At 70.3% G+C, this 11,500-nt stretch carries 12 protein-coding genes; 7 read left to right on the top strand and 5 right to left on the bottom strand.

Features of this window, described 5'->3' with window-relative positions:
- Nucleotides 1-67: 67 nt before the first annotated feature.
- Nucleotides 68-1,384, bottom strand: a complete 1,317-nt coding sequence (locus FHS44_RS37920; RefSeq protein ID WP_246436671.1) for an endonuclease Q family protein — start codon at nt 1,382-1,384, stop codon at nt 68-70.
- An 81-nt stretch (nt 1,385-1,465) separates the two neighbouring features.
- The gene (locus FHS44_RS37915; protein WP_184725015.1) at nt 1,466-2,821 is read right to left on the bottom strand and encodes a helix-turn-helix domain-containing protein; all 1,356 of its coding nucleotides are present in this window, start codon (nt 2,819-2,821) and stop codon (nt 1,466-1,468) included.
- Nucleotides 2,822-3,010: 189 nt separating this feature from the next.
- On the opposite strand from FHS44_RS37915, the gene FHS44_RS37910 reads away from it, so the two are divergent.
- The 7 genes from FHS44_RS37910 to FHS44_RS42615 are packed head-to-tail and all read left to right on the top strand — an operon-like array spanning nt 3,011 to nt 8,125.
- On the top strand, nt 3,011-3,418 hold the full coding sequence (locus FHS44_RS37910) for a dihydroneopterin aldolase (protein ID WP_312863980.1): 408 nt from the start codon (nt 3,011-3,013) through the stop codon (nt 3,416-3,418).
- Nucleotides 3,415-4,020, top strand: a complete 606-nt coding sequence (gene folE, locus FHS44_RS37905) for a GTP cyclohydrolase I (RefSeq protein ID WP_184725010.1) — start codon at nt 3,415-3,417, stop codon at nt 4,018-4,020. The genes FHS44_RS37910 and folE overlap by 4 nt, the downstream gene beginning before the upstream one ends.
- 40 nt (nt 4,021-4,060) lie before the next feature.
- Entirely contained in the window at nt 4,061-4,552 is a 492-nt protein-coding gene (locus FHS44_RS37900) for a 6-pyruvoyl trahydropterin synthase family protein (RefSeq protein ID WP_184725009.1), read from the top strand.
- Nucleotides 4,549-5,388, top strand: a complete 840-nt coding sequence (locus FHS44_RS37895) for a hypothetical protein (protein ID WP_184725007.1) — start codon at nt 4,549-4,551, stop codon at nt 5,386-5,388. Before FHS44_RS37900 ends, FHS44_RS37895 begins: the two co-directional genes overlap by 4 nt.
- Complete coding sequence (locus tag FHS44_RS37890) at nt 5,291-6,226, top strand: DUF2797 domain-containing protein (protein ID WP_184725005.1); 936 nt, start codon at nt 5,291-5,293, stop codon at nt 6,224-6,226. The genes FHS44_RS37895 and FHS44_RS37890 overlap by 98 nt, the downstream gene beginning before the upstream one ends.
- Nucleotides 6,201-6,878: an AAA family ATPase gene (locus FHS44_RS37885; protein WP_184725003.1), complete on the top strand. Its 678-nt coding sequence runs from the start codon at nt 6,201-6,203 to the stop codon at nt 6,876-6,878. The genes FHS44_RS37890 and FHS44_RS37885 overlap by 26 nt, the downstream gene beginning before the upstream one ends.
- Nucleotides 6,875-8,125 carry a glycosyltransferase family 4 protein gene (locus tag FHS44_RS42615; protein ID WP_184725001.1) on the top strand — a complete coding sequence of 417 codons (1,251 nt, stop codon included), beginning with the start codon at nt 6,875-6,877 and terminating at the stop codon, nt 8,123-8,125. Before FHS44_RS37885 ends, FHS44_RS42615 begins: the two co-directional genes overlap by 4 nt.
- An 85-nt stretch (nt 8,126-8,210) precedes the next feature.
- Here the strand turns inward: FHS44_RS42615 and FHS44_RS37875 are convergent, their stop codons facing one another.
- The 3 genes from FHS44_RS37875 to FHS44_RS37865 are packed head-to-tail and all read right to left on the bottom strand — an operon-like array spanning nt 8,211 to nt 11,480.
- Entirely contained in the window at nt 8,211-9,311 is a 1,101-nt protein-coding gene (locus FHS44_RS37875; protein WP_184724999.1) for a (Fe-S)-binding protein, read from the bottom strand.
- A complete protein-coding gene (locus tag FHS44_RS37870) occupies nt 9,308-10,690 on the bottom strand; it encodes an FAD-binding oxidoreductase (RefSeq protein ID WP_184724997.1) in 1,383 nt (460 codons plus the stop codon). The genes FHS44_RS37875 and FHS44_RS37870 overlap by 4 nt, the downstream gene beginning before the upstream one ends.
- 25 nt (nt 10,691-10,715) lie before the next feature.
- Nucleotides 10,716-11,480 (bottom strand): SDR family NAD(P)-dependent oxidoreductase, encoded by a 765-nt coding sequence (locus FHS44_RS37865; protein ID WP_184724994.1) that lies wholly within the window; start codon nt 11,478-11,480, stop codon nt 10,716-10,718.
- Between the last annotated feature and the right edge of the window lie 20 nt (nt 11,481-11,500).

Here is an 11,500-nt window from a genome sequence, read left to right as displayed (position 1 = left end):
TAACGTAAATACCTAACATCGCCTTTTCTATACGATGAATGCCGTAATTTCGTGTGCCATAACGCACTTACCCAACATGACGGTCCTTTAGGCCGTTCTTCAGCGCCGAGGTGTCGAAGAGCGTCGGCGCCTCCTGCTCTCCGGGGGCGAACAGGCGGATCACGCCGTACTCGCCGTCGAAGCCCGGATCGCTGATCACCTCGCCCCGGCGCAGCCTGCCGATCGCCTCACCCAGCCGGGGAAGCCGGGACTCAAGGTCGCCGACCGGCGTCTCCTGGAGAATCCGCAGCTCGGGGCCGAGGGCCGCGACGAGCCTGTCGACCTCGCCGACGACCTTCTTGCTGGTCGGCCCGACGTCGAGGATCTCGCCCACGATCTCCGGCAGCGGGACGAGCCCCTCGGAGACGGAGGTGTCGCCCGCGGGCCGTACACCAGCGGGACGGTCGGCCAGGTCCTCGACGCGGCTCAGCACCCCGACCGTCAGCGGCCTGCCACACACCGGGCAGATCCCGCCGAGACGCCGCGTCTCCTCGGGCTCCAGCCTGACGCCGCACTTGCGGTGACCGTCCAGGTGGTAGCGGCCCTCCTCGGGGAAGAACTCGACGGTCCCCTCGTAGCCCTCCCCGGTCCGCAGCGCCCGCAGCACCGCGAAGTAGTCGAGATCGGTGTCGAGCACCGTGGTCTCACGGCCGATCCTGGGCGGGGAGTGCGCGTCGGAGTAGCTGACCAGGCGGTAGCCGTCCAGCGCGGAGACCCGCCGGTTCATCTCCGGATCGCTCGACAGGCCCGTCTCCAGCGCGAAGATGTGCTCCGACAGGTCGCCGTAGCACTCCTCGACCGTGTCGAAGCCCGACTTGGAGCCGAAGACCCCGAACCACGGCGTCCACACGTGGGCCGGGACCAGATAGGACCCCTCGCCGCTGTTGAGCGTGATCTCCAGCAGGTCGCGGGAGTCGAGACCCAGCGTCGGCCTGCCGTCCGAGCCCAGGTCGGCGATCTTGCCCAGCTCGCGGTTGAGCGCCTCGGCCTCCTCGAAGCCCGGCACGTTGATCAGGTGGTGGAGCTTTCTGGTACGGCCTCCACGCCGATAGACCGTGGACACCTCGACCGTGAGCATGAACCGCACCGGGGCCGAGGCGACCGAGGACGGCAGCGTCCTGGCGACCTCCCGGTCGAGATCGTCACGCAGCCTGAACAGGCCGGGCTCTGCGGGCACGAGCCCCTCGCGGAGCAACCCGAACCAGGACGGGTGCGTGAAGTCGCCCGTCCCCATCAGCGTGACACCCTTGTGCCGCGCCCACCTGGTCAGATGCGCCAGGTCACTGTCCTTGCTGCACGCCCGCGAGTACTTCGAGTGGATGTGCAGATCCGCGTGGAAGCGCATTCCAGACACTTTTCCACGGAAAGCCCCAACTAACCCGCACGGGGCCACACCTGAGACCGCCAACCCGGGTGAGATGCGGGGTCACACGGCGACGAGCGCCTCGTGGAAGTCCCGGGAGGCGGCGTCGTCCGGCCACCGGCGCAGTAGCTCGCTGTCGAGCGTGCGCAGTTCGCGGTGGATGCGGACGGAGCCGGTCTGGCGGGCGACGCCAAGCGCGTACTGGCCGAGGTGCGCGGCACGCGCCACGTCGGGGTGTGCCGTCTGGACGACCGCGACGGCAAGCTTGGCGGTCAGGTGGCCACGGTCTCGGGTCACGTTGGCGGGCAGTTTCTCGATCTGCTCCTCCAGGATGGAGACGGCCGTGTCCGCCCGGCCTGCGGCCCGGTGGCAGACGGCGGACTGTTCCCGTAGCGCATCGACGTCGTAGTGGTGCAGGTAGACCGGCACGTTGGGGTGGGTGACGTGCGGGTGGTCACGCAGCGTGTCGGCCGCCTGGTCGAGCAGGGCGAAGCACTCGTCGGACTCGCCGAGCATCACCAGGCCGCGGGCCTGCTGCTGGGCCGCGAGGGCGTCCAGCTTGGGTTCGAGTTCGGCCGGGCGGCGGCGCGCGGCGGCGGCGAGGTGCACGACTGCGGCGTAGTCGTCGGTGAGGCACGCGATGTTGGACTGGCGGACCAGCATGTATGCCGACAGTTGGGTGTCACCGGCGCACAGAGCCCATTCGGCCGCTCGACGGGTCCAGTTCATGGCGGCGTCAAGCTCGCCGAGGTCCTGGTGGAGCCAGCCGGCCATCTCGGCGTACTGGGCGAGGGTCTGCAGCAGCGGATCGGCGTGCTTGGCCCCGGCGCCGCGCCGCAGCTCGTCCAGGACGTCGATCTGCGCGAGCACCGGCCGCAGAAGGCTGCGGGGGCCGAGCATCTTGTCGGCGCTGTAGTGCTCGGCCAGGACGCGCCGGAAGTAGTCGATGACTTCGCCGTCGACGCGGGATGGCCGGTCGAGCGCGCGGGTGACTCGCTGGGCCTGCTCCGGTTCGGCCAGGCCGGGAAATGCGCCGGACAGGGCGCCAGAGGCAAGCAGCTGTGTGAACTGACGTCGCGAGATGGTCACCCTGACGATCCTTCCGTCCGCGGTCATCATGTCCAGGATGACCGGTTCGCCGTCGTAGAAGCCAGGCACCCTCGCCACAATCGGGACTCTATTCTCGGACTCTGCCATCCTCCGCAGCCCGAACAGCAGCCCGCCGGCGCCCAGGACGTTGTCTAGCGTGGCGACCATGGGCTCCGGGGTGAGGATCTCTCCGTTCTCGGCGCGGGAGATTCTCGTGTGGTCATAGAGAGCGCGCCTGCCGAGTTCCCGCTGCGTCAGCCCGGCCTGCTTGCGCAGGTGCCTCAGGACCAGCCCGAACATCATCGCCGTGGTGCTGTGGTGCTCGCCCATCTCGACCAGCTCCCTCTGTTGCTGCGGTGTTGCGGCAACACCAGCCCTCTGGGCGGCCCCGGTCTGGGTAGGTGACGATCCGTACGGGCGGCTGATCGGAGCGTAAACCGGATGGTCAGCTCGTGCACGAGAACTCTTCGGCCTTCGTCGCCCGCCACATCCCGCACGTGGAGAAAGGACTGGAAACGCGTGGACGAGATCGAGATCGACAAGCTGCGGCTGCGATGCGTCATCGGCGTCACAGATCCGGAGCGGTTGGCCAAGTCCGACGTGGTTCTCGACCTGAAGGTCGGTACGGACCTGCGGAAGGTCGCTCGCAGCGACAGCCTGGCCGACGGCTGGGACTACCGGAGCGCCACCAAGGCGGTCATCGCCCTGGTCGAGGAGTCGGAGTACAGGACGGTCGAGGCGCTGGCCGAGGCGGTCGCGCACACGATCGTCGTTGGCTTCGGCGCAACGGCGGTCCGGGTGCGGGTCCACAAGCCGGGCGCGCTCCGGTTCACCGACAGCGTCGGCGTCGCCATCCGCCGTGGCCTCGCCGACTACCCGGCCTCGGATCTGACCGGCGCCGATCTTGAGGGGAGCGTCGCGGCATGACGATCGCCGAGGCTCCGATCCGGATGGTGGTTCGGCCTGACGGGCCGACCCGTGACCTGGAAGCCGCTGAGAAGGCCGCCCGCGCTCTGCTGTCCGCGCTCGGCGTCGCCCTCGACCGGGAGGGCATGGCCGAGTCACCCGGCCGGATGGCGCGGGCGCTCGCCGAGATGTGCACACCCCGCCCGTTCGACGCGACGACCTTCCCCAACGACCGTGACTACGAGCAGCTCGTCATCGAGCGGCGCATCCCGTTCGAGTCGCTGTGCGAGCACCACATGCTGCCCTTCACCGGGATGGCCTATGTCGCCTACCTGCCCGGCAAGCGGATACTCGGTCTGTCGAAGCTGGCCCGCCTCGTCGAGTGGTTCGCGCATGGCCCGCAGGTGCAGGAGCGGCTCACCCAGCAGATCGCCGACTGGCTGCAGGAGAACCTGCGGCCGAAGGGCGTCGGCGTCGTCCTGGAGGCCGAGCACCTGTGCATGTCGCTGCGCGGCGCCCGCGTTGATGGAGCCGCGACCCTCACCTCCGCCGTACACGGGCTGTTGCGCGACGACGCCCGCGCTCGCCAGGAGTTCTTCCAGCTCGCTCGCGTCGGCCGATAGCCGCTTGAAACCAGTGGGACAGAAGGGATCGAGGGATTCCATGAGTTTCCAGATAGAGATCGGCGGGGGCGGCGCACATGTGTTCTCCGCCGCTCACGCGGGCATTCACGACCGGACGCTGGAACCGCTGCACGGTCACACCTTCACGGTCACTGTGCGGCTGCACGGTGACCCGGACGGGACCGGCATGGTGCTGGACTTCCGCCGGGTGAAGGAGGGCCTGAGAGAGGTTATCGAGCCGTTGAAGCGGCGTACGCTCCTGCCCGAGACACCGGTCGTCGGCACCTGCCACGTGGCGGACGGGCGGGTGATCGTCGAGTGCGGCGACGACTGGTACAGCTTCCCCCGGCGGGTAGTGGCGCTGCTGCCGGTGCCGAACACCACCACCGAGGAACTCGCCGGCTACCTGCTCGACCGGCTGATGCCGTACGTGGACGGTGCGCCCGGCATCGACCGGGTAGAGCTCGTGCTCGCCGAGGCGCCCGACACGCGGGCCGTGGCGAGCGTTGTCCTGGCGAAGGCAACGGCGTGAGCGCGCCGATACCACTGCGTGCGCGGGACGTGCCCAAGGCGTTGCTCGGCTTCGTCCTTCAGCGCCAGGTGTCCGGCGCCGTCGACGTGAACGACCCGGTCGTGGTGCGGGTGTCCAGCCCGTGGGATCTGTGGTGGGCCGTCTATCGAGCCGAGATCCCGTTCGGACTGCTCGGCATCGAGCCGATCATGCCGGACGGGGCGTGCCGTACGTGCGTCGCCGACGCGCTGACGTTCGCGTCCGCTGATCCGCCGAGGCATCCCGACGACCTTGGTGAACGGCAGTGTCGCTGTCTACGTATGTGGGCCATCCGGATGCGTGAAGGAGGCGATCGGCTCCGGTGGCCCGGCTGGTCGCTCACCGTTGCGCTGATCAAACCCGGTGCGCCGACCGGCCTGATCCGCGACCGGCTGGAAACCGCGCACGACGTCCTCAACGTCCACCCTCATCTCCTGTCGTCGGCCGACACACGCCGCATGTACCCCGACGCCTATGGCGAGGACTTCGTCGCCGCCGTCGACGCCTACCTCACCAGCGGCCCGGTGACGGTGCTGCTACTGCGCTCGCACACTCCCCATGCCGACGACGAGATCAAGTCTCGTATTCGCCGGGAGTTCGGCGCGGACAGGCTCCAGAATCACCTGCATATGCCCGACAACCCCGGCGAGGCACTCGCGGACATCGTCCACCTGGCCGGCTGGTCGGTACTGCGGGAGCACTACGGGAGGGCCGAGACAGATGACGACGCAGCCACCCGCATGGCGTTCTACCGGGCTGCACTGGGAGTCCGGGATCCCGACCCTGACGGTGCTGCCGCTGCCCGGCAACCCGGCTGACGGTGAGCGTGGCCGCCCCGCCGGCGTCGGCCACCGGTTCGGCTGGCAACTGGTCGGCCCGCGCGGTTGCATCGGGGTGTGGACGGTGGGACGGCGCGTTCCGTGCCCGGTCGGGGCGGCCATCCCGCAGGGTGTGGACGCGCAATGCCCGTCATGCGCGGCCGCTGACCGAGGCCGCGCCCTGGCCCGCGACGCCGTCCTCGGCGAGGACGACAGGAACTGGCTGCTGTACTTGGCGTGGTTCGGGCGCGGCCTGGTCAAGATCGGGCTCACCGCGGCCGACCGCGGCCAGGACCGGCTCCTGGAGCAGGGCGCCATCTGCTACAGCCTGCTGGCCGCTGGGCCGTTCACGGCGATTCGCCGAACCGAGCAGGGCATCGCCCAGGCCGGGCTGGCACGCGAGCGCATCAGCAGCCGCGCCAAGGCCGACGCCTGGTGGACGCTTCCCGACGAGCACGAACGCGCTGAGCAGGTGGAAAAGGCGCACGCCGCCATCACCGCCGTCGCGTGGCCGAGCAGTCTCACCCCGGTTGGCAGGGCCGACGTGCGCGACCTGGCTGTCGTCTACGGGCTCGACCAGCCCCCGCCCGGCACCTACGCCGAGGTGACCGGTCTCGACGAGCACGCCGACCAGGCCGTGCTGGCAGGGACGGTTCACGCGGTCGTCGGCCGTCACCTGCTGCTGAACACCTCTGCCGGGCCGGTGCTCACAGACATGCGCCGCCTGGCCGGCTTCTCTCTCGCGGCTGTCGACGCCCAGACGCGTCCGGTCGGCCTCCACACATCTCCCAGAGCAAGGCCACGACATCGACATGAGGACCACTCGCCCCTGTTCTGACGCCACCGACACCACACCGGCGCTCGACGCGCCCGGCCGCGGGCGGCTGATCGTGCTCGAAGGGATGCCCGGCGCGGGCAAGACCACCATCGCTGAGCACCTGAGCGGCGCCGGGGTTCCCGTGCTCGGCGAATACACCACCTCCGCCGGCGCGACTCTGGCCCACGCCGACCATCCCGGTGTCGCCGACGACGACGCCCACCAGGCCAACTGGCTGCTCAAGACCGCCCAGGCTGAGCCGCTGCTCGCCGTCCACCCGACGGTCGTCGCCGACCGTGACTGGCTGTCCGCGCTCGCCTACGCCCACTCCATCGACGATGAGGAGTTGCTCGCCGCCCGTGTCAGCTGGGTCGTCGACCAGCTCCGTGCCGGGTGGCTGCTCGTCCCCGCGCTGTACGTCGTGTTCGACCTGGAACCCTCGGCCAGTCTCGACCGGCGGCATGATGCCGACGCCGGGCACCCGTGGTCCCGCATCGAGCCGCTGGAACGGCTGCGCCGCTTCTACCTCGCCCCAGGCCGGGCGGTCGCCGCCTTCGATCCGCTGCTTTGCGCGCTGCTGCGCGTTCAGCCGATGGTTCGCCTGTCTGGCCACAACGCACGCCGGGTCAATGTCACGGCCGTCCGCGACATCCTCACCGGGGAGCCGTCGTGAACGGTGGGACGGTGGTCATCGCCGTCCATGACGGCTTCTACGGGTACGGCACTGGTGCGGGTCGCTGCAATCGCGCCCTGCTGGAAGCGGTCGTCCAGGTCATCGCCCCGCACGTCCAGCTGATCGTGATGCCGATCGAACTGGTTCCGGCCAGTCCTGAGTACGATCCCGTCTGGCACGCGGCCAGCCTCGAACTCGTCCGGCAGGTCGGCGGGCATGTGGTGCCGGTCGACAATGGCACCGGCGGCCTGCGGCGCTTCGCCGATCTGGACGGCTTCAAGAAGGCGTCCGGTAGTGCGGCCCAGGCCATCGCCCATCTGGCCGGTGAGCGGAACCTGCTCGTGCTGGCTTCCGACGTGCCGTTCTTCGGGCTCGGAGCCCTTGTGCCGCTGCGGGTGCGTCGGAGGACGGTGCTTGTCGCGCATGCCACCGCCGCCTTGCACGATCCGCGTAATGCTGCGCGCATCTCCTGGGAACGGAACGGCTTGGCTGAGCTGACCGGGTCCGGCGGGCACGTGGCCGCTATCTGCGGCCACATGCGGCAACACCTGAACGTCGCCTACGGACTGCCGGAGCACGCCTTGGTCGACCTGTACGACGGGCTCACCGGTTCCGAGTGGCGAATTCCTGCTCCGGAGGCGCGGCTGCTGCCGGCCGCAGCCACGAAGGCGTTCCTGCTGGCCTATGGGCGCGCCGAGCCATACAAGGGGTGGGACGATCTGCTGGATGCCCTCACGCTCCTGGACGGGAACGTGCCGCACACCGTGCTCGCCGCTGTCACCGAGACCGACCGGCCAACCGGCTACCAGCGGTACTTGGCTGCCAAGATCGCTGCCCGACAGCTGGATGTCACCCTGATGACCCGGTTCGACTCTGGTGTGCGGACACTGCTGGCCCACCCGGCGCTCGACGCGGTCATTGTCCCCTCCAGGGTCGAGCCGTTCGGGCGGCCTCCGCTGGAGGCGTTCGCAGCGGGAGCCTCGCCGGTGGTGGCCACCACGGCGGGCGGCCTGGCCGAACTCGTCCGGGATGGTCAGACCGGCTACAGCGCTCGTCCGGTGGACCCTGCCTCGCTCGCTGCCGCGATTCGGCGGGCGCTTGACGCCGATCCTGCGGAGCGTGGCAGGTTACGCGCCGCCGGAAGGACTCTGGCCGCGACGAGTTTCGACTACCGGCGCAACGTTCGTGAGTTCCTGCACGTGATGGCGCCGTGGGTGCTCGATGTCCACGGGTCTGAACGGCCCTGACCGGTGACGAACGTGGCCGCGAGGTTGACGTCCTGCGGCTCAGGCCGGCGGCTCGGCAATCCCATGACGCCTTCGACGGCCTGGATCAGTGCTCCGCCTGTGTCCGGGCAGAGCGGGTGGTCTCGTACGCGCCCGCCGCCAGTTCCGCCAGGTGTACGGCTCGCACCCGTGACTTCCTCCGGCGCAGGCCCTGGTCGAGCTGGCGGTAGCACCCCGGGTTGACCACGGCCACGTAGTCAACCCCGGCCGCCTCGATCTCGTCGAGTTTGGCGTCGAGGACCTTGCGGCTGTCCTTGGGTCTGACCATGGCGTAGCTGCCCGCGGCGCCGCAGCAGGACCCCGCAGAGGGCAGCTCGACATATTCGCCCATCCGCCCGATCAGCTCCCTGGGCTCACGCCAGACGCCCAGGCCGTTGCGCAGATGGCAGGAGTCCTGCAGCGCGATGCGCGCCCCCGTCCACGGCAGCTCCCGCGGGGTTTCGGTGAGGGTTTCCGAGATCTCCCTGACCCGGTCCCTGCCGAGCACGCTGGCGAGGTGGGCCGCACAGCCGCCCGAGGTGGTGACGATCACTCCGGGTAGTTGTTCGCCCAGCTCAAGGGCGAGTTCCCGGCCCCTGGCCGAGTCGCCGTTGTGCGCGTGCAGCGCCCCGCAGCACCCCTGGGAGGCCGGGGCGGACAGCTCGGGCAGCAGGGCGCGGGCGGCCCTGCTCACCTTGGGGTAGAGAGCCCGTTCGAAGCAGCCGAGCATCAGGTGCGGCCCCTCGGGCGAGGGCCGGGTGCGGGCGTGGCGGCGGAACAGGCCGAGCAGCCACACCCGCGGTCGCGCGTTCACCGCGAACGTCAGCAGCCTCACGACCAACGGGCGTCGCGATCCCTGCCACTGGTGGTCACGCCACTCTTCGAGGAGCGCGCCGTACTCCACCCCGGCGGGACAGACCGTCTCGCAGGCCCGGCAGCCGAGGCAGAAGCTCGACTCCTCCTGCAGGCGCAGGTCGTTGTCGGGAAGCGTGCCCTCCTCAAGGGCGCGCATCAGCGTGATCCTGCCCCTGGGGGAGGACGCCTCGTCCTTGGTGAGCGCGTACGTCGGGCAGGCGGGCAGACAGAACCCGCACGAGATGCAGCGGTCGAGCAGTTCGGGGGTGAAGATCCCCTGCGGGGCCGAAGGGTCAGGTGGCGTGGTGTTCACGAGCCGAGCTTTCCTGGGTTGAGGATGCCTGCGGGGTCGAAGGCGGCCTTGATCCTGCGCAGCAGCGCCATCTGGTCCTCGCCGAGCCGTTCGGCCAGGTAGGGCAGCTTGGCCGCGCCGACGCCGTGTTCGCCGGTGATGGTGCCGCCCAGCTCCATCGCGGCGCGGAAGATGTCGGCGAAGGCGTGGTGGGCGCGTTCGACGGCGTCGGTGTCGCCCGCCTCGACCACGCAGGTCGGGTGCAGGTTGCCGTCCCCGGCGTGGCCGAAGGTCGCGATCGTGAGGCCGTGCCGTACAGCCAGGGCGTCGATGCGGTCGACCATCTCGGCGATGCGCGGCCGGGGCACGCTCGCGTCCTCCAGGATCGTGACCGAGCCCAGACGGGAGAGCGCGGGCAGCGCGCAGCGCCGGGCGGCGAGCAGCGCCTCCGACTCGGCGGCGGCGCCCGCGACCGTGGCCTCCATTGCCCCCTCGGCCAGGCAGATCTCCGCCATCCTGGCCAGGTGGTCGGCCACCGGGGCGGCGGCGCCGTCGTCGCCGAACAGCAGCAGCGCCCCCGCGTCGAGCCTGAGCCCGAGCCCGGCGTAGTCCTCGACCGCCGCCACGCACTTGGCGTCGAGGAACTCCAGCGTCGCCGGGACGATCCCCGAGCCGATGACCCGGGCCACGGCCCGTCCCGCGTCGGCCAGGGTCGCGAAGTAGGCGAGCCCGGTCCCGGTGGTCTCCGGGGCGGGGGTGAGCGCGACCGTCGCCTCGGTGATCACGCCGAGCGTGCCCTCGGAGCCGGTGAGCAGCCGGGTCAGGTCGTAGCCCGCCACGTCCTTCCACAGCCGACCGCCGGTGCGGACGATCTCTCCGGTCGGGAGCACGGCTTCGAGCCCGAGGACGTAGTTGCGGGTCACGCCGTACTTCAGGCCGCGCAGGCCGCCCGCGCAGGTGGCGATGGTGCCGCCGACGGTCGCGACGGTTCTGCTGCCGGGGTCGGGCGCGTACAGCAGGCCGTGCTTGGCGGCGGCCCCGGCCAGTTCGGCGGAGGTGACACCGGGCTGGACGACCGCGAGCAGCTCCTCGGCGCTGATCTCCAGGATGCGGTCGAGCCTGGTCAGCACCAGCACGATGCCGCCGCTGAGCGGGACGGTCGCCGCGCACAGGTTGGACCCGGCGCCCCTGGGGACGACCGGCACGCCGTGCGCGGTGGCCAGCGCGAGCACCGCGGCGACCTCCTCGGCCGAGCCGGGGTGGACGACGGCGCCGGGCATGGCGGAGAACAGCGGGGTGGCGTCCCTGGCGTAGGCGGCCACGTCTCCATCGGCGTCGCGGACGTGGTCGGCGCCGACGATCCCGCGCAGCTCCCGCAGCACGGCGGCGTCGATCCTCATGGAAGTCTCCCTCGGATAGAGCGGGTCACATGATCGCGAGCTGGCCGCCGTCGATGACCAGTTCGGTGCCGTGGACGAACGCGGCGTCGTCGGAGGCCAGGAAGGCGTAGCCCGCGGCGACCTCCTCGGGCAGACCGGCCCGGCCAAGCGGGATGTGGTCGCGCTCGTAGCCGGAGACGAAGTCGTCGTCCAGGTTGGCCGAGATCGACGCGTTCAGCGGGGTCTGGATGTAGCCGGGACACAGCGCGTTGACGCGGATGCCGTACCTCCCGAGCTCGACGGCCATGGTCCTGGTGAGCAGCAGCACGCCGCCCTTTGAGGCGTTGTAGTGGGCGTAGTCGGCCTCGCCGCCGATCCCGTTGGTCGAGGACATGTTGAGGATGACCCCGCCGGTGCCCTGGACGACCAGGTGTCTGGCCACGGCCTGGGCGACCTGGAACATGCCGCCGAGGTTCACGGTCATGATCCGGTCCCAGTGCTCCCTGGTGATGTCGAGGAACGGCTCCCGCCAGGCGGTGCCCGCGTTGTTGACCAGCACGTCGATGCCGCCGAGCGTCTCGACGGCCGCCCCGACCAGCCGGTCCACGTCCGCCTCGGAGCCGACGTCGCCCGCGAGGCCGTCGATCTCGCCGAGCGGTGCCAGCTCGGCCACGGTCCGCCCGACCTCCTCGGCGTCGAGGCCGCCCACGAAGACCCGGGATCCCTCCTGGAGGAACCTGCGGGCGGTGGCGGCGCCGATGCCGCTGCTACCGCCGCTGATCAGCACTCTCTTCCCGGTCAGGCCCCGCATCTTCTCCCCTTCTCGTCTCT

Origin of the sequence: Streptosporangium saharense (genome assembly GCF_014203715.1) — a bacterium.
GTDB lineage: Bacteria > Actinomycetota > Actinomycetes > Streptosporangiales > Streptosporangiaceae > Streptosporangium > Streptosporangium saharense.
This window is presented reverse-complemented; position numbering and strand designations above follow the sequence as displayed.

Bases quoted from the DNA above. Each gene is read 5' to 3' on its own strand.
- FHS44_RS37870 (WP_184724997.1), bottom strand. From the start codon at position 10,690: ATGAGGATCGACGCCGCCGTGCTGCGGGAGCTGCGCGGGATCGTCGGC.
- FHS44_RS37915 (WP_184725015.1), bottom strand. From the start codon at position 2,821: ATGGGCGAGCACCACAGCACCACGGCGATGATGTTCGGGCTGGTCCTG.
- FHS44_RS37900 (WP_184725009.1), top strand. From the start codon at position 4,061: ATGAGTTTCCAGATAGAGATCGGCGGGGGCGGCGCACATGTGTTCTCC.
- folE (WP_184725010.1), top strand. From the start codon at position 3,415: ATGACGATCGCCGAGGCTCCGATCCGGATGGTGGTTCGGCCTGACGGG.
- FHS44_RS37885 (WP_184725003.1), top strand. From the start codon at position 6,201: ATGAGGACCACTCGCCCCTGTTCTGACGCCACCGACACCACACCGGCG.
- FHS44_RS37890 (WP_184725005.1), top strand. From the start codon at position 5,291: ATGACGACGCAGCCACCCGCATGGCGTTCTACCGGGCTGCACTGGGAG.
- FHS44_RS37920 (WP_246436671.1), bottom strand. From the start codon at position 1,384: ATGCGCTTCCACGCGGATCTGCACATCCACTCGAAGTACTCGCGGGCG.
- FHS44_RS37865 (WP_184724994.1), bottom strand. From the start codon at position 11,480: ATGCGGGGCCTGACCGGGAAGAGAGTGCTGATCAGCGGCGGTAGCAGC.